Here is a 22,433-nt window from a genome sequence, read left to right as displayed (position 1 = left end):
CCGCGACCAGCGCCGGGACCTTCACACCAGCGAACCGGCCGCCCGGCTGGTCGATCCGAACATGCTCGGTGGCCAGCCGCTGCAACCCCACGCGCTCGGCCAGCGCCAGCACCGGCGCCAACCCGGCGCACGACACGAGGTTCGGATCGTCGAACGTGGCGGTGAAGCCGTGACAGACTCGCATCTACCGGGTGCCCTTCCGCTGACTTCGAATCGTTCCTTCGCAAGATCGATTCTGTTGCGGCAGAAGGGCATCTCGGCTCTACGACGCGCGGCTACTCAAACCGAGACGGTGGATCCGGGCTAAGCGCCCCTCGGCGGGCGGTTGGTTCCTGCGAACCCACTGCGACGACCAGGCCCCATCCTCAGGGCAGCGGGAGGCAGAAGTGTTCGGACGAGGCCGGGGTTCTCGATCTGCCCCCCCAGTTCGTACCACCACCACACCAAAGACCACACGGAGCGCCACGGCCGCATCTCCGCCCGCCCCAGTCGTGCAGGTGGCGTTCGAGCCAGCGCGGTTCCGCCGGTCCGTCCTCGTCGCGCTGGGGCTGGTGTCCGGGTGGCTGCTCGCGCTGTGGATGTTCCATGTCGTCGGCCACTTCCTGTTCCTGCTGCTGCTCGCGTGGCTGCTGGCCATCGCCATGGAGCCGGGCATCGCGTGGTTCATGCGCCGGGGCTTGAATCGCGGTCCGGCGACCGCCGTCATCGGGGGCCTCGCGATCATGTCCGTGCTGGTCCTCGCGGCGGTCTTCGGGGCGGAGTTCATCAACCAGCTCACCTCGCTGGTGCGGGGAATCCCGGGCACAGTCACGAGCGTGGTCGACTGGCTCGACCGTACGTTTCACCTGCACCTCGACGCCGCCCAAATCACCTCGAAGCTGCACGTCACGCCCGGACAGGCCGCGAACTGGGCCAGCAGCGTCGCGGGCGGAGTGCTGGGCTGGGCCGGGTCCTTGCTCTCGGTGCTGTTCGACCTGCTCATCGTCGCGGTCTTCATGTTCTACTTCGCCGCCGCAGGACCGAGGCTGGTGGAGTCGATCGCCGTGTGGCTGCCACCAGAAAGGCAGCGCGTTGTCGCCACGATCTCGCAGATCGCCGTGCACAAGACCGGCGGGTACGTCATCTCCAAGATCGAGCTGGCCGCAGTGTCAGCCTTCTTCCACGGGTTGTTGTTCTGGCTCATCGGCGTCCCGGGCTGGCTGCCTCTCGCACTCCTTGTCGGAATAACGGCGCAGTTCATCCCAGTAGTCGGCACCTACATCGGCATCATCATCCCGGTGCTGGTGTCGATCTTCGACAAGCCCCTCAACGCTGTGTGGATCATCGCGTTCGCGGCGGTCTACCAGCAGATCGAGACCTACTTCCTCACCCCACGCATCTCACGCCGGACCATGGACGTCAACCCCGCGATCGCGCTCGCCGCTGTGTTCGCCGGTGCCGCAATCTGGGGGCCGCTCGGAGCGCTCATCGGGATCCCAATCGCCGCGGCAGGTGTCGCAGCCATGGAGACCTACGGCCACCGCTACGAGCTCACCCGCGACCTGGTCGAAACGCCTACTCCCGGGGTCTGACCCGGCCCCGTCGCACGTCCTCGGTCACGACCAAGAACCATGCCGACGGTCTCCCGCCCTGGTGTCCCTCTTCGTGAGACAGCAGCTGGGTTGGCGCAACACCACAGTCGCGACACGGTGCAGCCCACTACTCGGCACACGCGCTCTGCATCCAGGCTGGGCGCTCACCCCACGGGCAGCCCGCCGCGGAGACGATCACTGCGAAAGGGCCAAGCCGTGCTGAGCAGGGCGGACGCCGCCGAGGTCACGACCGCCTGTGAGCTGCTTCGGTTCGCGGGGCAGGTTCGAACAGCTCGACGGCCACCATCGTCGAGAATCCGATGAAGAAGAGGGGCTCGACGAAGGCACCCAGGCGGTCAGTCAGGTAGGCGACGGCGATCAGAGGGTAGGCGACCATCAGCACCACGCCGATCCCTCGCACGATCCAGCCGACCGTGTCGCGTCGGCCAGCAGTCCGTCGCCAAGCCAAGCCGATCGCCACCGACGCCGCGGCGAACTCCACGATGCCCGCGAGCACGTGGACGTAGTGCCGCCTGGGAAGCTGGAAGTGCCACTCGGCCGTACGACACGCGGCGCTGACCCCCTCGGAACACACGTAGGGGAACAGGCCGCCGACGATCCCTGCGACCGCAAACGCGAGCAGCCACCTCCATTCCGGTCGTATGCCCAACGGTCCGTTCCGACCCCGCAACCACAGCGCGACCAGCACGAGGACACCCGCGACCACGTCGAGGTTGCTGAACGCGGCGGCATAGGGATGCCCGACCACCTCCAGGTCACTGAGCAACTCGTTCGAGCTGGACAACCGTCCACCGATCACGGCTGCGACCCACCCGTTGTAGGCGGCCAGACCGACCAGCCCGATGATGCGCGCCGTGACGATCCGCACCGAGCTGATGAGACCTCCCCCTCAGTGCCTGCCCATCCCCACCGAATCAGCCGCTCGGCTGACGCCTCGCCGTCTAGGCTTCCCTATTCGTAAGCCATGACCAGGGTGCGCGCGCTGATCAACATCCCCGGCCGGCTCGCCCGCTCCGCCCGGCACCTGACGCTGCACCTACCCGCCGACTGGCCCTGGGAACGCCCCTGGCAGCAGCTCCTCACCGGCGCCGACCCACCACCCAGCCCCTGACCCACCCACCGTCCGCCAGGACCCGACCGGAGAACCCAGTGAAACAGCCGGACAGACCGGCCGCCCCGCCATGGGCGCACCGCGATCAACAACAACAGTCGGCATCAGCCGCCGACCCCACTATGTCGCTTGCCAGCGTGATGGGACCACCGCGTTGCCAGGAGGATGGGACCACCTGGTCGTGTGAGTGAGCATCACGGTTGGCCTCCTTCGGGGTCAATGGCGGCTCGCCGGTGTGGGTGTCGTTGGCGGTAGGACGGGCCCTCGATGACGAGGGTGTGTGCGCCGGAGGTGAGTCGGTCGACGGCGGACTGGGCCAGCAGCGCGTCGCTCATCAAGGTGAGCCACTCCGACGGTTCCCTGTTCGAGGTCACGATCGTGGATGCGCGGTGGTGCCGGTCGACGACGAGTTCGTAGAAGTCGTTGGTCTCGGTGGCGTCGAGCGGCTTCAGTGCGAAGTCGTCGAGGATGAGCAGGTCGACGCGGGCGAGCTTGCGGAGCTCGGCCTCGAGGGTGTTGTCCAGCCTCGCGCCGCGGAGCCGGGTGAACAGCTTGTCGGCGCGGGCGGCGTGGACGGTCATCCGGCGGCGGATCGCGATGTGTCCCAAGGCGCAGGCCAGATGCGTCTTGCCGACGCCCACGGGCCCCAGGACCAGGGCGCCGTGGCCGGCTTCGGTGAACCGCAGCGTGGCCAGGTCCGCGAGCAGTTCACGGTCGTAGGTCAGGTCATCCAGCTCGTCCCAGGTGTCCAGCCGCATGCTCGGGTCGAGCCCGGCCGCCCGCGAGCGCAGGGTCGCGGAACGGGAGTCGCGGCGGGTGATCTCGTCGGCCAGCACCAGCTGCAGGAACGCGGCGTGGCTCATCTTCTGCTGCCGAGCCAGGACCAGCCGTTCGGGCAGCGTCTGGGTCATCTGGCCGAGCTTGAGCTCCTTCAGGGTGCGGACCAGGTCGGCACCGATCGGGTCCACCGGCCCGCTGCGCGTCCCGGCCGAGGTCGTACTCGAGGTCGTGGTGCTCATCGCTGGCCGCCTTCCTCGCTGCTGTGGTGGCCGCCGCCGGGGATCAGCGTGAGCTGAGCGCTCGTCGACGTCGTCCGCGTGGTTGAGGGACGGGCGTACTCGCCGGGGTCGCGGGCGAACCTGCCGCCTTGGGTGTTGTGGCCGGTGCCGGCGGCGGCGGGCAGCATCGGTTGCTGGGACTCGGTGGCCTTGGCGAGCATCGCGGCGATCTTCGACACCGACACGACGTCGAGGTCCAGTGCCCGGCTGCAGGCCGTCTCAACAGGCTCCGGGCCGTAGCGGGTGACCAGTCCCTGGAGGCGGTAGACGCTGCGCATCCTGGTCCAGGGCAGCGGGTCGTCCAGCAGCCGTTCGGCGTAGATCCCGACGCTGGGCCCGTGCCCAGCGCACAGGGCGATGAGGCGGGTCAGGTCCCGCATCGCGTAGCCGGCCTTGTGCTCGGGCAGGTCGGCCGGGTCGGTGGAACGGCCACCGGGTGGCTGCCGGGGATGGGTCTTCACCAACCGTCCGCCACCGGCTCCAGCGGGGCCACCGACCGAGTAGAGCTTGACCAGCTCGCTGTCGGCGCGGGCGTCGAGGAACCGGCCCAGGTGCGCCTCGGGCACCGAGTAGAGCGCCTTGGCGACCTCGACGTGGAAGTCGCGGTGGACCTTGACCCGGGCGAAGATCGGCTGGTCATAGGGCACCGGCACGGGCAGCAGACAGCCGGCTTCGACCTCGGCGAACATCTCGACGGGGCGACGCTGGGTGGTGCCGTGGATCCGCATCCCGGCCCGAGACGCGCACCACGCCTCGGCTCGGGCTTGGGCATCAGCCAGGTCGGCGAAGGTCTCCCCGGCCCAGAAGTTCCCGCGGACGTAGGGCACCACCCGCTCCACTCGTGGTTTGTCCTGGGGTGAGCGGACCCTCGCGGGGTCGGTGCCGAACCCGACGTGCTGGGAGTAGTCCAGCCAGCCTTGGGAGAACCTCGGGTTGAGGGCGTCGGCCTTCGGCACGACCGGGGTCAGGTTGTCCGGGATGACCACCTTGAACGCGCCGCCGAAGAAGCCCCACGCGGCCTCACATCCGGCGATCACCGTGGTCAGGGTCTGGGAGTAGCTCAACCACACGAACATGTGTCGGCTCAGTACCGCGGTGAAGATCAGCGCGTGGACCTTCCGCCGGCGTCCGGTCTCCGGGTCGAGCAACAGACCCATCTGGGCGAAGTCGAGCTGGCACTCCACCCCCGGATCGCCATCGGCGACCCGGACCGTGGTGCCGCGCCCCGTCCGGAACCCGCACCGCTCCACGGCGAACCGGTGCAGCGTCCGGTAAGGCACCCGCACACCCTGCCGGGCCAGGAGCTCCTCGATCTTCACGACCGACAGCGGCTCGTGCTTCACCCCGTCGTGCTCGCCGCCCGTCACCCACGCACGGATCTGGTCCTCACGCCCGAGCAGGGACTCCCACGCGGCCCCGTGCCCGCCGGGTCGGACCGGGCGGACCGCCTCGACCACCAGCCCGATCAGCTCGTCGGTGACCGCTTCGTCGACCGGCACACCGGCCTCGCGGGACAGCCCCGCCGCCTGCGCCGCCTCGACATACCGGCGGGCGGTCTTGCGGTCCACCCCCGCCCGCTCGGCGACCTTCCGCAGCCCTGACCCTCCCTCAAGCCAAGCCCGCAGCACCTCACGCACCTCGACCACGCTGACCTCCCTGAATCCCACCCGCGCTGACCTCCACGTCGACGGTCATGACGTGAGCAGTCAACGAGCGCATCCCGAGCACCCCCGACAGACGCGCCGCGTGGTCCCATGACTGGCAGAACAGGTGGTCCCATGAAGCTGGCGAAAAACCGCCTACCGCGGTCCCACGCTCATGGCAGGCGACACCACTACTGACCGGTGGATCCGGGCTCAGTCGAGGTGCGCTCACGATCTCCCTGGGCCGCTTATTGAGTGCGTTGAGTGCGAGCACGACTTCGAGCTGCCGCAGACAACGACGCGGCGGCGGGCCGCACGTGCCCCTGGACAGGCAACCTCCGCTGGAGGGGCGGGTCAGGCCGAGTAGGCGCGACCGTTCATAGGGCAGCCCGAGCCGGGATTACAGGGCGGGTGGTTGCACGGGGCGTGCGCCAGGGGCTACGGCCAGCCCGCGGGCGATCCACCCGACCCCTTCGACGCCCTTTTGCGGAGTGGGTGGAAGCCCTGATCCGCTGGCCGGTGGAGGGATAGGGTCGCGCCACCATCCTCGACCGTTCGTGTTCGGAGGCCCCGGTGAATGATCTCGGAATCCTCGCCACCCGTCAGGATCGAGAGCAGGCCCTCTCTGACTATGCGACGTACGTCAACCCGCAGAAGGTGCGGGTCTTACGTACTGCCGGACTCGACCTGATCGAAGGCGAGCGCTCCGGGCCCTGGGTGTGGGACGTCGACGGGCGCAGGTTTCTTGACTGCTTCACTTCGGCCGGCTCGTTCAACGTGGGGCGCCGCCACCCGAAGGTGGTCCAGGCGGCCAGGGAGGCTTTGGACCACCTCGACCACGGCAACTTCTTGCTGTGCTCGGCGCAGAAGGCCGAGCTCGCGCACCGGCTCGCTGACCTCGCTCCCGGTGACTTGGCCTGCACGACGTTCGGCACTGGCGGTGGGGAGGCGGTTGACTTCGCGCTCAAGCTGGCCCGCGGTTCGACCGGCCGGCCCAAGGTGGTGACGACGGTCAACGGCTACCACGGGCACACTGGCTTCGCGTTGTCCGCCGGTGGCCGGGCCGCTTTCCGCGAACCGTTCGAGCCGCTGATCCCGGAGTTCGTGATCGCACCGTATGGCGATGCTGACGCGCTGCGCGCCGAGGTGGACGAAGGCACGGCCGCGGTCATCTTGGAGCCGATCCAGGGTGAGGGTGGCATCGTCGTGCCACCCTCCGGCTACCTCGCCGCCGCGCGGGAGATCTGCGACGCAGCCGGTACCAAGCTCATCCTGGACGAGATCCAGACCGGGTTCGGGCGCACCGGCCGTTGGTTCGCCAGCGAGCATGAGGGTGTCGTGCCGGACATCATGACGGTCGCCAAGTCGTTGGGAGGGTCGCTGGCCGCGATCAGCGCCACCATCTATACCGCAGAGCTGAGCGAGTTCCTGATCCCGCACCCGTTCATCCACCTATCCACGTTCGGTGGTTCCGACCTGGCCTGCGCGATTGCCCTCGCGACGATCGAGGTGATCGAACAGGAGGGCCTGGTCGCAAACGCCGCCGCCATGGGCGCGCGGCTGCACGCCGGTCTGGCGGACCTGGCCGCGGCGCACCCCGAGGTGATCGCCGAGACCCGGGGCCGTGGCCTGATGGCCGGGCTGAAGTACCGCGAGGACTCCCACGGCCCGCGGATGTCCTACCAGCTCAGCCGGCATGGCGTGCTGGCGCTGTACTCCGGCAACGAGCCGAGCGTGATGCGGCTGATGCCGTCCCTCGTCGTCAGCCCCGCGGAGGTCGACTTCCTGCTGGCCGCCCTCGACGCGGCGGTCCGCGACATGGAGGCTGGCGGGGGGCCTGCCGATGAGGAGCCCACGCGAGTACGCCGCCGTCCGCAGCGAAGCGTCACCGGTAATTGACCGTCTACCACTGCTCGAGGGACCGCATGGCCACCTGGGAAGAACTGCAGGAAGCACTCGCCGACTACACGGTGAGCTGCAACACCAACGAACGGCTGCGCAAGATGCAGCGGGACTGGACCCGGGTGCTGCACTTCGTGTGCTCCGACACCGGTGTCCAGTTCGGGATGGACGTGCGGGCCGGCGAGATCGTCAGCACGCAAGCTGGTCATGTCGGTGTGCCCGACATCGTCGTGACGACGGACTCAGAGACGTTCTGCGACATGTTCTGGGGGGACCTGAACCCCATGCCGCGGTACCTGCGCGGGGAGATCCAGGTCCGCGGTTCGCAGGAGGACATCATGCGGATCGACGCGATCAGTTACGTGATCTGGCCGGACGTGTGAGCACCGGCGTTTCGACGGCGGGCGGCCCGCCGCTAACCCCGACGGGCCAGCCACCCGCCCTGCGCCGCTCGATCGGTGCGGTGACGGCCACCGCCACTTCGGCCGGACTGGCGTTCGCCGCGATCAACTTCCTCGGCATCGTGTCCATCGGCACCTACGCCGCAGGGGCCAGCAGCTGGCTGGCGATCCTGGTTGGTGGCGGGATCGCCCTCGTCGTGGCCGGCGTGTTCAGCGAGCTCAACAGCATGTGGCCTACCGCTGCAGGGGTCCGGCTCTACGTCGCCGGCGCTTTCGGCGTGCGCTTCGCGCTCATCGCGACCTTCACCTACATGAGCACCGTGATCTTGGTCATCGCCGCTGACGCGTTCCTCATCGGCGCGGCGATCCAGCACATGCTCGGTGAGCCGCCGGTGCTGGCCTACCTGTGGATCCTGGTGCTGCTCGCCCTCGCCACCGTCCTCAACCTGCGCGGTGTCCGGCTGGCGGGGCGGGTGCAGAGCATCGTCACGTACACCGTGCTGGCCTCCACCGTGGTCGTCTCGATCGCCGCGCTGGTCCACCCGGGGATGGCGTTCACGGCTCCGTTCGCACTGTTCGGCGCCGGCCCACTGAGTGGCTTCCAGGCCATCGCATTCGGACTCTTCCTGTTCGCGGCGTTCGAATGGGTGACGACAACCGCGGAGGAGGCCCGCACCCCCAAGGTCATCACCCGCGGACTGTTCATCGCACCGGCGCTGATCTGGCTGACCGCCACGATGTTCTCCTTGGGCCTGGACCATCTGGTGCCCAAGAACGCCGCTCACGGCAGCCCCTACCCGCAGCTGCTACTCGGTCAGGCCGCGCTCGGACGGCTCGGTGAGATCTGGATGCTTGCGGTCACCGTGCTGACCGCCATCAACACCTTCAACGGCGGCTTCCTCGTGGCGTCTCGTTTCGTCTACGCCGCGGCCCGGGAGAACAACCTGCCGCGCCCGTTCGCGCGATTGAACCTACGCGCGGTGCCGTGGCTGTCCGTGCTCGTGCTGGCAGCCGCGTCCGCCGTGGTCGGGGCCCTGGTGTTCGCCACCGGCCAGTGGCTGCTACTCGTCGCGGTCGGCGCCGCGCTGGAGGCCGCCGTGTTCGCGATCGCCTCGGCGGCACTGCTGAAGCTCCGTCGCAGGGATACCCCGCCGCGGGGGTTCCGGCTGCGCGCGGCACCCGTACTGGCCGGCGGCGGGACCGTGCTGTTCGCCGGCCTGGCGATGGCCTCCGGTTTGTCCGACCCCCAAGATCCGACCAGGTTCTCACCAGTCCCGGCCCTGGTGGTGATCGCCCTGGGGGTGGTCTCGACCGCCTACGTCGTCTGGGTCGTGCCGCGGCTGCAGCGGGCGGCCGCGGCCCGCCGGGTCGCCGCCCGGGCGACCGGCGAACCGACCCGACGGCGCCCGCCCCGACCGCCGGCCACGGAGCCAACCACTACAGCTCCCGACCCGTCCGGGCCGGCCGCCACTGGTTAGGGCGGCGCAACACCCCCGGCGTCGCTCTCTTGGCGATCCCGGGGTTCGTCGTCGCCATCGTTTGCGACGGCCGGACGCCGCTCGAGGGTCACGCGTAGTGTCAGCCTTACCTACGTCTGCGCCACGCGACAGCGGCTTTCGGCACGGGCGGGTGGGCCGCAGACCCCGTGAGCGTGGAGGTGGCCATGACTCTTCCCTCGGGCTTCGACCCGGTTAGGGCCTACCGGACGATGGTGCGGATGCGCCTAGTGGACGAGGCGTTGGCGCAGGCCTGGGCCGACGGGCTGGTGCCCGGCGAGTACCACAGTGGGATCGGCGAGGAAGGCATCAACACCGGCGTCCTGGCGCATCTGAGCGGCCGTGACTCGATGGCGCTGGACCACCGGAACACCGCTCCCCTGGTCGGCCGGGGCACCGACATCAAGGCGATCATGATCGAGGTGCTGGGCTCGGAGGACGGGCTAAACCGGGGCCACGCCGGGCACATGCACCTGATGGATCCGGACCTGCCCGCTGCTGCCGACGGGATCGTGGGGACCAGCGGCCCGCTGGCCGTGGGGCACGCGATCGCGCACGCGCGGCTACGGCCCGGCCGGGTCGCTGTCGCCTTTCACGGCGAGGCGGCGGCGAACCAGGGGATGCTCATGGAGGCGTACAACCTGGCGGCCGCCTGGACGCTGCCCGTTGTGTTCGTGTGCAAGGACAACAAGTGGTCCATCACCACTTACACGACGGAGATGACCGGCGGGGACCTCGCAGGCCGGGCCCGCTCCTTCGGGCTGGCCGTGGAGAGCGCCGACGGGGGCAGGGTCGAGGACGTCTCCCGGGTGGCCGGGGTCCTGGTCGCGCGGGCCCGCAAGGGCCACGGCCCGGGCTTCCTCCACGTCACCTGCCACCGGCCGGGCGGCCACTTCGAGGGAGACCCGATCCTGCGGCTGCTGAAGGACCCAGCCGGCCAGGCCAAGGAGCTGGGTCCGTCGATGATCGAGGCCGCACGAGCGGACACTGGTGGAAGCCGCGCCGACCGGCTTGCGGCGGCCAAGGTCCTCAGCCTGCGCGGCGCGCGGGCTGCCCGGGACTACACGCTGCGGGCCCGGCTGGACCCGCTGCGCCACGGACGGCGGCTGCTCGACGACGCCACTGCCGACCGCATCGAGGAGCAGGAGCGCGCGGCGGTCCAGCGGGCCATCACGCAGGCACGCGCGGCCATCAGCTCCCGACCGACGTTCGGCGTGGCCCGGGGCGGTGCCCGATGACCGTCATGAGGTACGGGCAGGCCGTCGACTTCGGCCTGGGCGAGGCGATGGCCGCAGACGACCGGATCCTCACCTGGGGGGAGGACGTCCAGCTCATCCACCGCGACCTGCTCGCCCGGTTCGGGCCGGACCGGGTGCGGGACACCCCGATCAGCGAGGCGGCCTTCCTCTATGCAGGTATCGGTGCCGCCATGGCCGGCCTGCGTCCCGTCGTCGAGATTATGCTCGTCGACTTCCTGGCGGTCGGCTGGTCCGGCCTGGTGAACGCGGCCTCGAAGTTCCGGGACTTCTCCGGCGGCCGCTGGCAGGTGCCGCTCGTCGTCCGCGCCGGCTGCGGCGGCTGGTACACCGACGGCGGGCAGCACTCGCAGACCCTGTGGGGCCAGATCTCCGCCTACCCGAACATCCACGTGGTCTGCCCCTCCACCCCCGCCGACGCCGCCCGGCTCATGCTGACCGCGGTGCGCTCCGACGAGGTCGTGGTGTTCCTGGAGCACCAGCTGCTGTCCGAGCAGTGGCTGGACTACCTGGGTGGCGCCAGCCGACCCACCGTCGACTTCAGCCAGCTCGTGCCGGCGGACGGCGCCGAGGGGGAGGTCCCCGTGCCGCTGACGCCGCTGCCGATCGGCCAGGCTGCGCTGCGCCGCGAGGGGTCCGACGTGGCCCTGGTCAGCGTCGGCGTCGGGGTGCACCGTTGCCTGCAGGCCGCCGAGGTGCTGGCCGGCTCGGGGATCGAGGCCTCGGTGCTCGACCTGCGCTGGGTGTCCCCGCTGGACGCCGACGCCGTGCTGGAACAGGCCCGCGCGGCGGGGCGGGTCGTCGTCGTCGACGAGGACTACGTCCGCGGTGGGCTCAGCGGCGAGATCGCCGCGCTGCTGCTGGAGGCCGGGATTCCGGCCCGCTACGCGCGGGTCGCCGTCGAGGGGACGCTCCCGTTCGCCCCGCACCTGGAGTACGCGGCGCTGCCGAACGCCGAGCGCATCGTCACCGCCGTCAAGGTCCTCAAGTGAGGCGCGCAGGTGGTCGGTATTGGCCCGTGAACGGAGCACAGCCATGACCGAGGTGCCGCTCAACCAGATCGCTCTCAGCGTCGCGGACGTGCAGCGGTCCCAGCGCTGGTACCGCGATGTGTTCGGCTACCAGGAGTCCGGCGGGACGAACATGTTCATCCCGCTGCTCGGCTCGGACAAGGTACAGGGCCTGCCGCAGGCGACGAGCACGTGCTGGTGGCTGATGGACCAGCAGGAGTTCTTCCAGCTCGAGCTGTTCCAGTTCAGCAAGCCCACGGCCCAGCCGCTGCCCGCCGACTGGCGGCCCTGCGACATCGGCTACACCACCATCGGTATCCACGTCGCCGACTTCGACGCCACCCTGAAGCGGCTGGCCCGACGGCGCACCCCGCTGCTCAGCGACCCGATCGGCGAGCCGGGGACGCGGCGGGTCTGCGTTCGCGACCCCGACGGCGTGCTCCTGGAGGCCATGGAGGACGACCCCCGCTCCGGTGACCCACGGGCCCGTCCGTACGCCGACGTTCCGGTGGTCACCCGGTTCGTCACGCTGTCGGTGCCTGACCTGGAGCGGGCCCGCCGGACCTGGAGCCAGGTGCTGGGCCTGCCCGAGGTCACCGACGTCCGGCTGCACGGGCCCGAGCACGAGGCGCTGTGGGGGCTGGCCGGCGCAACCCGGGAGTCATTCGTGCTGCGCGCCGGGGACGTGTTCATCGAGGTCGTGCGCTACCTCGACCCGGTCGGCGCGCCGTGGCCGCCGGGCTACCGGATCAGCGACCACGGGCTGCTCAACATCGCCCTCGGCCTGCCCACCTACGACGCCGTCACGTCACTGGTCGCCCGGTGCGAGGCGGCCGGGATCCCGCCCAACGCCCCGCCACCGGCAACGATCAAACCGGTGTGGTCGTGCTCCTACGTCAACGACCCCATGGGCTTCAGCATCGAGCTGCTCTACCACTCGCGGCCCGGGAAGAAGCTGCCGGTCAACCCCTTCAACCTGCTCGAGCTCGGCTTCGTGCCCCGGCCAGCACCGATCCTCAGGGCCAGTGCCAGGGAGATCGTGGGCGCCCCACCGGAACGGGTCTGGCAGCTGCTCGTCGACCACGAGCGGATGCCGACGTGGTCGCCGTTCAGGGAGTGCCAGGTACTCAGTCGGCCCGCGGACGGCGGCGAGGTCGGCACGGTCCGTCGGCTGTCCGGCGGCCCGGCCGGGCTCAGCCTCACCGAGCTCGTCGTCGCCGCCGAAGAGCCCTACCGGTTCGAGTACACCGCCGATGGGGCGCCCGGCCGACGCTCCTACCACGGCTTCGTGACGCTAGAGCCGCTGCCCGGCGGCGGCACCGAGCTGACCTGGGAGGGGCAGTTCTGGGCCCGGCTCCCCGGCACCCGGGCCGCCACGGCCACGCTGCTGCGCACCCTGGTGCGCGGCCTGGCCACCGCCGCCGAGCAACCCGTCCTCTCTCACTGACCCGTCACCCCCGAACAGGAGCGACCGTCATGCGCGCCGTCCTCGCTGAGCTCACGCCCCAGCGCTACGTCCTCACCGCCGCGGCCCAGAAGCTGCCCCAGGGCCGGGGCAAGCACGTCGGGTGGGGACGAGGCGGCCTGCTGCGGCTGGTCGAGGATGAGCCCACCCCGACGCTGCCCGACGCGCCCGGCTGGGTCCGGCTGCGCCCCGAGCTGTCGTCGATCTGCGGCTCGGACGTCGGCCTGGCGCACGCCAAGCTGTCGATGCTGCTCGCTGCGTTCTACGGCGACACCGAGCAGATCCCCGGCCATGAGATCGTCGCCGTCGTCGACGAGGTCGGCCCCCGCGGCACCCGGGTCAAGGAGGGCGACCGGGTCGCCGTCGACGTCGTCATCAGCTGCGCCCAGCGCGGGTTCGACCCGGTGTGCCGCAACTGCGCCGCCGGCATGCCGAACGTCTGCGAACGGTTCGACCAGCCCGGGGTCACCGGTTGCTCCAGCGTTTCGCTCGGGTTCACGCGGGCGCTCGGTGGCGGCTGGGCCGAGCAGGTGCTGGCGCACGAGTCCCAGCTCCTCCCGGTCGGCGGCATGCCGTCGCGGCGGGCGGTGCTGATCGAGCCGGCGTCCATCACGTTGCGCGCCGCGCTGCACTGGCCCGGCCAAGGAGAGCGGGCTGTGGTCATCGGCCCCGGCGCGATCGGGCTGCTCACCACCGCGGCGCTGCGCCGACTGCACCCCGACCTGAACATCTCGGTGGTCAGCCCCGGCACGTTCGGGGCGGAGTGGGCGCTCAAGGTCGGTGCGGACCGGACCCTGCCGGTGGGGGCGGGCGCGGTCGAGGCGCTCGCAGCGCAGGACGGCGGCCGGCTGCTGCGGCCCCGCACAGCCAAAACGCCGATCCTCGAGCGGGGTGTCGACCTCGTCGTCGACTGCGTCGGGTCCTCCGACACCATCGACATGGCGCTGCACCTGCTGCGACCGAAGGGGATGCTGGTGCTCGCCGGCACGGCGTCCAGGCAGCAGGTCGACTGGTCGCTGGTGTGGAAGCGCGAGCTCACCGTCCAGGGCACGACGGACCCGGGCCCGGAGCCGAGGCTGGGCGGCCGCCGCACGCACGAGCAGGCGCTCGAGTGGCTCGCCGACCCCGCGTACCCCGTGGACGGCATGGTGACCCACGTATACGACTTGGGCGAGTGGAAGACCGCCCTGGAGACGGCGTCGCAGGGCCCCGACGCTGGAGCCGTCCGTGTCGCGATGCGCCCCAACCCCGACCTGCCGCTGGTCGAGTCCTGAGATGCGGGCGGCACGTCAGGGTGGGCGCTCTTGACTGGTGCGGACGCTTCTAGAGGACACTGGGCAACCAGCAAGGCGTGGGCTGTTGTCGGCCTCGAAAGTTGGGGGGTCATGGAAAGCGACTCGTCCGATCAGGTGATCAACGTCGGCTGCGCGCCCCAGGGCTTCGACGGCGATCTGTCCCGGCTTGACGGGGCGACCTCGTGATGAGCGGGTCGCTGACCGGCGGCGCGCTGCCGGGTCGCGCGCCGGTCGACGGCGCGTCGCGCCAGTTCGTACTCGCGGCCCTCGCTCTGGGCGCGGTGTTGGACGTCGCCTACTGGGTGCTGTGGTTCGCGTCACGCAACGTCGTCGCGAGCGACACGACGCAGGGCTACTACGACTTCGAGCAGGCCTTCCCGCTCGCCGATCTTTGGCTGCTGGTCTGCCTGGTCGCGGCGTTCGTCGTCCTCGTCAGGCGCAGCCACTGGGCGTTGTTTTGGCTTCTGGTCGGAGGCGGGGCGGGCGTCTACCTCGGGTGTATGGACACGCTGTACGACGTGGAACACAGCATCTGGGGCAAGGGTGCCGGAGGGACCATCGAGTTGGGCATTGTGATCACCACGCTCGTATTCGGTGTCAGCCTGCTGCGCTGGTCTTGGCGTCGACGCCACACCCTGCTTGATGGTCACTGAGCTCAGGCTCAGCTCCGAAGTCGCGGCCCCGGGATGGGCGCCACTCCGCCCTGTGCGCCGCGACGAGCCGGGCTCAGGACCCCTTGCGGTCAGCGGGTGTCTCGCAGCCAGCTCAGTCCGACGAGCGGCAGCACCAGGGGCACGAACCCGTAGCCGCTGCCGAAGCCCGTCCAGACGGTGGCGTCGGGGAAGACGTCGGGGAACAGCCCGCTCGCGGTGCCCACGACGAGCACCCCAACCAGCTCGACGCTGATCGCCACCGTGGCCACACGACGGGAGGTCCGATCCCCGCGAGCCAGCGAGACCGTGGCGACGACGTGATGATCGCGGAGAACGCGGAGAACGCGGTCAGCAGGTAGGCCAGCGGCGCCTCGGAGAACAGAGTGGCGAGCTGGACCGCCGAGCGGGCCGTCGCGGCGAGGGCGAACAGCCCGTAGACCGCCACCGGCACTCGGCCAAAGCCCTGGCCGGCCGGGGCAGGTGTCGACCCCGAGGCCGACATCTTCGGCATGCTCGTCGTGTGTACGGGGAACGTCTGCCGCAGCTCGGCCACCGAGTGGCTGCTGCTGAAGAACCTGGAGAGTGCCCCCCCGTGGACGTTCGCGCTGGGCAGCTCGGGCGCGGCGGCCCTGGTCGGCCAGCCGATCCACCCGCTCGCCTGCACGCGCTGGCGCCAGCGGGGTGGACGCGGGCCGGCAGTCGCCCGCAACGTGACGAGTCTTAGCTGGCCCTGGCCGACCTGGTGCTGACCACCCGGCCGCCACTTCCCTCGATGACATGGACTCCTCCCACACGAGGTGTTGTCCGCCAAATCGGGGGGAGGCCCAAGCGCCGTGCTCCGGGTGGGGTCAAGCATCGTTCGCTCTCGCCCTTGCGGGGATCCGGGGCGCTGCGAACATGGCCCACCCGTCCGGTCGACGCCGCCCGCGCCAAGGCCGCCCCCGCACAGGGAACGCCAGGACCGGCCCCGCTCCATGATGAATGCCGATCAAGGGCCCTTGTCTCTCGATTACGACGAAAGTCTCAGATGCCCCTTAGTCCGCTCCAACGTTCGCCAGTCACCGTGTAGACGTGTGGCGGATCCACCGCCGGGAGGAGTCCTTCATGAGCAAACGTTCGATAGCGATCCTGGCCGCCGGGGTGACCGCTGGCGGGGTGATCGGCCTGGCCCTCGGGCTAACCAACGTGGCGGGGGCCGCGACCACCACCCCCAGCACGCCGAGCACCTCGACATCGCCGAACACCACCTTCAAGTCCAACGAGGACCCCACCCACGAGGCCGGCGAGTCCGCTGCCCGGGAAGCCGCAGAGAACTCCGGTCAGGCGTTCGGGCCCGGCCCCGGTGGCCACTTCAACGAGGACCCCACCCACGAAGCAGGGGAGTCAGCGGCCCGCGAGGCCCAGGAGAACGCGGCCCAGTCCGGCACGTCGCAAAGTGGCCAGCCCAGCACAGGGTCAGGCACGACCGCACAAAGCGGGTACACGGCCACGTTCTAGCGGACCCGGCACCAGCCAGTTGGGGACCAATGGAAGCCGCGTAGTCCTACCGCCCCGCCGCCCCCTTCCGGGGGCAGCGGGGTCTTGCCATGCCTCGCGGCGGATCGATCACCTCGGGTCGCGACTTGGGCGCAGATCGGCGAGGTCACAAGGGTCGGTACCAGTGGGTGAGACGGTGCAGTCCCCAGTCCGGTCGATGTGCGTATTCGGGCTGGTCGTGGCCCTCTGGCCATCGGCTGCGTCCGGTCGATCTAGCTTCGTCGCCTCGTGAGCCCTCGGATCGGCCATCGGGTCGCGATCAGCCAGGCGGTGGTCCCGGCGAGCACGCCGATCGCCGCACCGTCGACCACGTCCATGGGCCAGTGGGCTCCGATGTAGACCCTGTTGCACGCCACCAGAACGGCGAACACCACGCCCACGAGTCGTTGAGGTCTCAGCCCCGGGCTGCGTAGCCAGCCACGCCGACACGGCGATCACGACCAGCGACAGACCCCCGAGTACCACAGTGACGAACGGTCCGGGTGGTCTCGGCCTGGCTGGGGCGAGACCCGCGTCAGCCATCGCTGGGCTGTCCCCCTCCAGCGTCATGCGCCTGAACGTACGCGCCCGATCTGCAAGGCCATCCGACGCGACGATGGCCTCGCACCTGAAGAGCCCGAGCCGAGTCCGGCCTAACGGCTCTGAGTGGCCCATCCAGCCGCCACACATCCATGAGTCCTGGGTGAACGTTCACCGCCAGGACCCGACCGCCTGGGCGCGACGTCACTGTGCGGCTGTCGCGTATCACCAAGGCCAGCGATTGACACCGGCGAGAACCTCGAGCAGCCTTTGTCCCCTTGTCGACAGAGTGGACCCCAGGACGTGCCGATGTTGTGGCCGGCTGTCGTGGTCAATCGGGCAGTTGGGCGCGGTCTTGCCTGGGGTCAGGTCAGCGGGCAGCGATCAGCCGGCGTCGCAGGCGTGTGACCCGGACGGTGGACGGGCGTGGACCGATCGACCCTGTCCCTGGGGTGCGGGTCGGATCATCCTCGAGGGGAGGCGGGGGTTGGAGGCTGGTTCAGGGTGACGAATCCGGCCGAGGTGCACGGCGCCGTCGACGGCCGCGGCGGCTCTGTGGTGGATGCGTCCGAGCCGCTGCGGTTGCTGTTGCGTGACCTGCGCTCGCATCCGCATGGTCTGAGATCGCGGGAGGCGGCGCGCCGACTGGTCGCCTATGGCCCGAACGAGCTGCGCCGAACGGCCCACCGAAACCCGGTTCGTGAGTTCGCCGAGCAGTTGGTCCATCCGCTGGCCCTGCTGTTGTGGGTGGCGGCGGGGTTGTCGTTGGTGACCCGCACCCCGCTCTTGGCCGGCGCGATCGTGCTGGTGATCTTGTTGAATGCGGTGTTCGCGTTCGTCCAGGAGCGGCAGACCGAGCGGGCGGTGGAGGCGTTGAGCCAGTACCTGCCGCAACAGGTGGTGGCGCTGCGGGACGACCGGCCGGTGGAGATCCCGGCCAGCGAGCTCGTGCCCGGTGACGTGATGGTGCTCAGTGAGGGCAACCGGGTCTGCGCCGACGGCCGGCTGCTGGACGGCTCCTTGGAGGTGGACACCTCCACACTGACCGGGGAGTCGCTGCCGCTGTTCCGGTCCGCGACAGCGAGTGACCCGGGGGTGCCGGCGCTGCAGTCCCCGAACCTGGTGTTCAGCGGCACCACCTGTTTGGGTGGGTCGGCCACGGCGCTGGTGGTGCGCACCGGGATGCAGACCGAGCTGGGCCGCATCGCGGCGCTGACCCAGCTGGTAGTGCGCGAACCGAGCCCGCTGGAGCTGCAGGTGCGCCGGGTGGCCTGGCTGATCGCCTTGGTGGCGGTGGTCGTGGCGGCCGCGTTCATCCCCCTCGGCGCGCTGGTGGCGGGCCTGTCGCTGACCGACTCGATCAACTTCGCGATCGGGTTGATCGTTGCCAACGTGCCCGAGGGTCTGCTGCCGACGATCACGCTGGCGCTGGCGGTAGGGGTGCGTGAGCTGGCCCGGCGGGGCGCGCTGGTGAAGAAGCTCTCCGCGGTGGAGACCCTGGGCTCGACCAGTGTGATCTGCAGTGACAAGACCGGCACGCTGACCGAGAACCGGATGCGTGCGGTCTTGGCGTGGACGGTGGCCGGCGAGGTCGCCCCGATCGCCGCCACCGGCCCGGCCTCCGCGACCAGCAGGCTGGGGCGGCTGGGCGAGGTGATGTCGCGGTGCAACACCGCCGAGCTGGACGCCACCCGGCCCGGCCTCGGGACTGGGGACCCCACCGAGGTGGCGCTGCTGATGGCCGCCGCCGACCTTGGCGCGGAGGTCGACCTGCGCCGTCGGACCGCCCGCCGGGTGGGCCTGTTCCACTTCGACCCGGCGCTGCGGCTGATGACCAGCGTGGACCGGGAGACCCGCGGCACCGTCGCGCACACCAAGGGCGCACCGGAGGAGGTCCTGGCCCGCTGTACCGAGCTGCTGGACGCAAACGGGGAAACCCCCCCGCTGGACCCGGACCGGCGGGCCGAGCTACTGGCCATCATGAGCGACTACGCCGCCCGCGGGCTGCGGCTGCTCGCCGCCGCCGACCGGCTCCTGGACACCGGCCCGGTGCCGCAGCAGCGGGACGCGGTGGAGCAGGGGCTGACGTTCCTCGGGGTTGTCGCGTTGTTCGACCCGCCCCGGCCGGAGGTCCGCCCTGCGATCGAGGCGTGCCACACCGCCGGGATCCGGGTCCTGGTCATCACCGGCGACCACCGGCTCACCGCCGGGGAGATCGCCCGCCAGGTCGGCATCGGCTCCGACCCGCCCGTCGCCCTCAACGCCAGCGAACTGGACACCATGTCCGACGCCGGCCTGGACCGGCTGCTCGCCGGCGGCGAGGAACTGATCCTGGCCCGCAGCTCACCGCACACCAAGATGCGGGTCGCCGACGCCCTGCAGGCCGCAGGGCACGTCGTGGCGATGACCGGCGACGGTGTCAACGACGCGCCCGCACTGCGTCGGGCGGACATCGGCATCGCGATGGGCCAAAACGGCACCGACGTGGCCCGCGAGGCGGCCACTATGGTGCTCACCGACGACAACTTCCACACCATCGTGGTCGCTATCGAGGCCGGCCGGCGGGTCTACGACAACGTACGCAAGTTCATCCTCTACATCTTCGCCCACGCCACCCCTGAGGTCGTCCCGTTCCTGGTCTTCGCGCTGTCCGGCGGCCGGGTGCCGCTGCCGCTGACTGTGCTGCAGATCCTCGCCATCGACATCGGCACCGAGACGCTGCCCGCCCTCGCCCTGGGACGCGAACCCGCCGAACCCGGCATCATGAACCGACCCCCCCGCCCCCGCAGCGAGAACATCATCACCGGCCAGCTCCTGGTGCGGGCCTGGGCGCTGCTCGGCGGCGTGTCCGCCGCCCTCGTCGTCGCCGCGTACTTCTGGGTCCTGCACGATGGCGGCTGGACCCCCGCCGCTGACGTCTCGGCTGGCAGCCCCTTGCACTACACCTACCTGCAGGCCACCACCATGACCTTCCTGTCCATCGTCGCCTGCCAAGTCGGAACCGCGTTCGCCGCCCGCACCGACCACGCTTCCCTGCGCCAAATCGGCGTGTTCACCAACCCGCTACTGCTGGAAGGCATCGCCTTCGAACTGCTCTTCGCCGCCGCCATCGTCACCCTGCCCGGCATCAGCACCGCCATGGGCATGGCCCTCCCGCCAGCCAAACAGCTCGCCGCCCTCCCCGCCTTCGCCCTGATCGTCTGGGGCGTCGACGAGACCGCCCGCGCCCTCAAACGCCGCCGGCGACCCACAACAGGCCCGACCGAGGCCGCCGCCGACATCAACGCGGCTTAGTTGGCCGGAACGCGCCGCGACGCCGCTGCGTCAAAACAGGGCTTACCCGGATCGAATCGGAGGGCACCTTGGACGCATCGGTGAACGGGCGTCGGCGAGGTCCTCGCCTGAGGCCACGTCGGCCGATATGCGCGCGGGGTTGGGCCGGGGACGTACTCGTGGGCTTGGCTGTTGTGGCGCTGGTCAGTGCGTGTGGGACGCGGTTAGCGGTGGGGCCGACTTCCTCGGCGCCGCCGGCGCTGAGTCTGGCCGACCGTGCTGGGTTACCGTCAGCGGCTGGTGATTCCGTGGCCAACACGCCGGGCGGGCCTGCCGGGCGGTGTCGGTGGCTGGGTGCTGGCCGGCGCGCTGCCTGACCAGCCGCGTCAAGCGCCGGTGTGGCGCTGGGACGGGGGCCCGGCCAGCACCAGCGAGGTCACCCGGCTGGCCCGAGTGCTGGGCCTGGCGGGCAACCAGTCTCGCCACTCCCACGGCTGGCTGTTGTCCGCGTCGGGCGGGGAGCTGTGGGTCCGCGACGGGGACGGTCACCCGTGGGCGTTTGCCCGCAGCGACGTGCGGGCCTGCCCGCCGTTCGGCCTGGACATCGACCATCTGGGCGCGGTCGCCGCGGTGGGCTGCGCGGTGGCCACGGCGCCGGGTCCGCCCAGCCCGGCCCCCGGCCCGGACGCTGCGACCGCACGGACGGCCGCCGCGCCGCTGCTCGCCGCGCTCGGGGTGAGCGGACCAGGCCAGGTCAGCGTCGGCTCGCCCTGGTCCACGCTGTCCGTCGCCCCCGCGGTCGGTGGGCTGCCCACCTCGGGGGACGACACCACCGTCATTGTCGACGCCGCTGGCGTCCGGGCCGCCACTGGTCGACTGCACACACCGCGGGCCTCCGACAGCTACCCACTGCGCAGCGCCCGGGACGCCTTCACCGTCCTGGCGAACGAGCCTCGCCCGATGATCGCCCAGTACTGTGGTCCCCTCCCCGGGTCGGGGGCACCGGAAGAGGGCAGGAGCAGCAGCGGCCCGACACTAGTCCCATCCACCCAGCCGATTCCGCCCACGACGCCGGGGTCACCCCCAGCCGCAGCGCCGACACGGGTGTGCCGCACCCCGCAGCCGTCCCGGGTCACCGGCGCCCAGCTCGGGCTGATCCTCAGCTACGACGCCAGCCACGGGGGCTCCGACGTGCTCGTCCCGGCCTGGCTCTTCGCCGTCGCCGGAACCAACGAACCTGTGCCGGTCATCGCCATCGCCCCCACCTACCTGGCGGCCCCGACCACCGGTCCATCCACAGCGTCGAGCTCGCCCGGCGCCCAAAGCGGCGCGTCCACGGGGTCAACCGGCGGGGCGCCAGCTCCCATGCCGGGGCGCCCGCCCCGGCCGCCAGCGGCTCTGCCCGGTAGCACCCGGCAAGGGCTTGACCCGCTCCTACCCCGCAGGTAGAGGGCTCGTCTTACGGCACCTCACTGAGGAGACCTCCCCCGCCGGTGCTGCTGCGCCACACCAAGAACGCGGACGAGGCGTTCGTCGGCGGGGCGTGGCGCCCGACCAAGGCCATCATGGACTGGCAGGCCGGGCGCGACGACTCGGTGGAGCCGGTCAGCGGGGAACTGGCTCGCGCATCCGCCCCGGAAGCCTTCGCGGACTGAACTGCCGATTCGCGCGGGCGTCCGCCTGCCTCGATGAGATGAGATCGCCCTCGGGCGTTTGGACCACGACCAGCCCCCGACCGTTCGCCCGAGATCGGGTGAGGCAGGTATCCGGCGCCAATACCGTGAGTCGCATGGCATCTGTGAGGGTCGTCTTCACCGGCGACCCCAGCTTCGCTTCTGTGCTTGCCGCCCGTATCGAGGCCGAGGGCGGCAAGGTCTCGTGGGGGCAGCCCCATGAGACCCGCGACGGAGTGGACGCGGCCCTGCAAGACGTGGTCGTGGCCCTTATCGTCGCCGGCGTCGCGTCGAGCAGCAAGGCAGCAGCCAGGACCGCGGCGAGGGCCGGCCTCGCCAAGTTCCATGAGACACATCCCGGCCCGGGAAGCGCCGTCATCCTGCACGGTGGGGAGGACGACAGACTCGACTAGTACTACAGCCGCATTTACTTTGATCTTAGTCGGCGTGTCGGCTTGAGTTGCTGATCGTTTCCCGGATCTTGGGCCGGGTGGCTGATGATGTCGGGGGGGCGGACGTCGAGGTGTGGGCGTGGGGGCTGGGTGAGGTC

At 70.5% G+C, this 22,433-nt stretch carries 21 protein-coding genes and 1 pseudogene; 16 read left to right on the top strand and 6 right to left on the bottom strand.

The features are described 5' to 3' along the window. Window positions 1–184, bottom strand: a 184-nt coding sequence (locus tag VIM19_04800) for an IS1380 family transposase (protein ID HEY5184223.1), incomplete at its 3' end; no start/stop codon positions are given. Window positions 185–497: 313 nt separating this feature from the next. Between VIM19_04800 and VIM19_04795 the strand changes: the two genes are divergently transcribed. Continuing rightward, window positions 498–1,571 (top strand): AI-2E family transporter, encoded by a 1,074-nt coding sequence (locus tag VIM19_04795; GenBank protein ID HEY5184222.1) that lies wholly within the window; start codon window positions 498–500, stop codon window positions 1,569–1,571. Between the two features lie 244 nt (window positions 1,572–1,815). Here VIM19_04795 and VIM19_04790 read toward each other — a convergent pair whose 3' ends face one another. Then, a complete protein-coding gene (locus VIM19_04790) occupies window positions 1,816–2,460 on the bottom strand; it encodes a DUF998 domain-containing protein (GenBank protein HEY5184221.1) in 645 nt (214 codons plus the stop codon). Window positions 2,461–2,556: 96 nt separating this feature from the next. Between VIM19_04790 and VIM19_04785 the strand changes: the two genes are divergently transcribed. After that, complete coding sequence (locus tag VIM19_04785; protein ID HEY5184220.1) at window positions 2,557–2,703, top strand: hypothetical protein; 147 nt, start codon at window positions 2,557–2,559, stop codon at window positions 2,701–2,703. A gap of 194 nt (window positions 2,704–2,897) precedes the next feature. Here VIM19_04785 and istB read toward each other — a convergent pair whose 3' ends face one another. Both istB and istA read right to left on the bottom strand, forming a co-directional pair. Further along, on the bottom strand, window positions 2,898–3,722 hold the full coding sequence (istB, locus tag VIM19_04780; protein ID HEY5184219.1) for an IS21-like element helper ATPase IstB: 825 nt from the start codon (window positions 3,720–3,722) through the stop codon (window positions 2,898–2,900). After that, window positions 3,719–5,428 carry an IS21 family transposase gene (istA, locus tag VIM19_04775; GenBank protein HEY5184218.1) on the bottom strand — a complete coding sequence of 570 codons (1,710 nt, stop codon included), beginning with the start codon at window positions 5,426–5,428 and terminating at the stop codon, window positions 3,719–3,721. Before istA ends, istB begins: the two co-directional genes overlap by 4 nt. Before the next feature lie 549 nt (window positions 5,429–5,977). Here istA and VIM19_04770 point away from each other — a divergent pair. The 8 genes from VIM19_04770 (at window position 5,978) to VIM19_04735 (ending at window position 14,882) form a co-directional block, all read left to right on the top strand. Further along, a complete protein-coding gene (locus VIM19_04770; GenBank protein ID HEY5184217.1) occupies window positions 5,978–7,303 on the top strand; it encodes an aspartate aminotransferase family protein in 1,326 nt (441 codons plus the stop codon). Between the two features lie 26 nt (window positions 7,304–7,329). Continuing rightward, window positions 7,330–7,689, top strand: coding sequence for an SCP2 sterol-binding domain-containing protein (locus tag VIM19_04765; protein HEY5184216.1), 360 nt, complete (start codon window positions 7,330–7,332; stop codon window positions 7,687–7,689). A gap of 80 nt (window positions 7,690–7,769) precedes the next feature. Further along, a complete protein-coding gene (locus VIM19_04760) occupies window positions 7,770–9,185 on the top strand; it encodes an APC family permease (protein ID HEY5184215.1) in 1,416 nt (471 codons plus the stop codon). Window positions 9,186–9,370: 185 nt separating this feature from the next. Beyond that, window positions 9,371–10,441 carry a thiamine pyrophosphate-dependent dehydrogenase E1 component subunit alpha gene (locus tag VIM19_04755; protein ID HEY5184214.1) on the top strand — a complete coding sequence of 357 codons (1,071 nt, stop codon included), beginning with the start codon at window positions 9,371–9,373 and terminating at the stop codon, window positions 10,439–10,441. A 5-nt stretch (window positions 10,442–10,446) separates the two neighbouring features. After that, window positions 10,447–11,451, top strand: a complete 1,005-nt coding sequence (locus tag VIM19_04750; GenBank protein HEY5184213.1) for a transketolase C-terminal domain-containing protein — start codon at window positions 10,447–10,449, stop codon at window positions 11,449–11,451. Window positions 11,452–11,494: 43 nt separating this feature from the next. Beyond that, on the top strand, window positions 11,495–12,916 hold the full coding sequence (locus VIM19_04745) for an SRPBCC family protein (protein HEY5184212.1): 1,422 nt from the start codon (window positions 11,495–11,497) through the stop codon (window positions 12,914–12,916). A gap of 29 nt (window positions 12,917–12,945) precedes the next feature. Then, window positions 12,946–14,208 carry a zinc-binding dehydrogenase gene (locus VIM19_04740; GenBank protein ID HEY5184211.1) on the top strand — a complete coding sequence of 421 codons (1,263 nt, stop codon included), beginning with the start codon at window positions 12,946–12,948 and terminating at the stop codon, window positions 14,206–14,208. A 206-nt stretch (window positions 14,209–14,414) separates the two neighbouring features. Continuing rightward, entirely contained in the window at window positions 14,415–14,882 is a 468-nt protein-coding gene (locus VIM19_04735) for a hypothetical protein (protein ID HEY5184210.1), read from the top strand. An 89-nt stretch (window positions 14,883–14,971) separates the two neighbouring features. Here the strand turns inward: VIM19_04735 and VIM19_04730 are convergent. After that, window positions 14,972–15,384: pseudogene (locus tag VIM19_04730) on the bottom strand (hypothetical protein). A 7-nt stretch (window positions 15,385–15,391) separates the two neighbouring features. Here VIM19_04730 and VIM19_04725 point away from each other — a divergent pair. Next, on the top strand, window positions 15,392–15,631 hold the full coding sequence (locus tag VIM19_04725; GenBank protein HEY5184209.1) for a hypothetical protein: 240 nt from the start codon (window positions 15,392–15,394) through the stop codon (window positions 15,629–15,631). 355 nt (window positions 15,632–15,986) lie between these two features. Further along, entirely contained in the window at window positions 15,987–16,379 is a 393-nt protein-coding gene (locus tag VIM19_04720) for a hypothetical protein (GenBank protein ID HEY5184208.1), read from the top strand. Between the two features lie 251 nt (window positions 16,380–16,630). On the opposite strand, the gene VIM19_04715 is transcribed toward VIM19_04720, so the two are convergent. Continuing rightward, window positions 16,631–16,792 (bottom strand): phosphatase PAP2 family protein, encoded by a 162-nt coding sequence (locus tag VIM19_04715; protein ID HEY5184207.1) that lies wholly within the window; start codon window positions 16,790–16,792, stop codon window positions 16,631–16,633. 649 nt (window positions 16,793–17,441) lie between these two features. Here VIM19_04715 and VIM19_04710 point away from each other — a divergent pair. The 4 genes from VIM19_04710 (at window position 17,442) to VIM19_04695 (ending at window position 22,296) form a co-directional block, all read left to right on the top strand. Then, window positions 17,442–20,231 carry a cation-transporting P-type ATPase gene (locus VIM19_04710; GenBank protein ID HEY5184206.1) on the top strand — a complete coding sequence of 930 codons (2,790 nt, stop codon included), beginning with the start codon at window positions 17,442–17,444 and terminating at the stop codon, window positions 20,229–20,231. A gap of 255 nt (window positions 20,232–20,486) precedes the next feature. Continuing rightward, on the top strand, window positions 20,487–21,659 hold the full coding sequence (locus tag VIM19_04705; GenBank protein HEY5184205.1) for a hypothetical protein: 1,173 nt from the start codon (window positions 20,487–20,489) through the stop codon (window positions 21,657–21,659). A 44-nt stretch (window positions 21,660–21,703) separates the two neighbouring features. Beyond that, window positions 21,704–21,865 carry a hypothetical protein gene (locus VIM19_04700; GenBank protein HEY5184204.1) on the top strand — a complete coding sequence of 54 codons (162 nt, stop codon included), beginning with the start codon at window positions 21,704–21,706 and terminating at the stop codon, window positions 21,863–21,865. A 134-nt stretch (window positions 21,866–21,999) separates the two neighbouring features. Beyond that, a complete protein-coding gene (locus VIM19_04695; protein ID HEY5184203.1) occupies window positions 22,000–22,296 on the top strand; it encodes a hypothetical protein in 297 nt (98 codons plus the stop codon). Window positions 22,297–22,433 lie beyond the last annotated feature (137 nt).

It is taken from the genome of Actinomycetes bacterium, from assembly GCA_036510875.1.
GTDB lineage: Bacteria > Actinomycetota > Actinomycetes > Prado026 > Prado026 > DATCDE01.
Note: the sequence above shows the minus strand (reverse complement) of the source record. Positions and strands in the feature narration are given on the sequence as shown.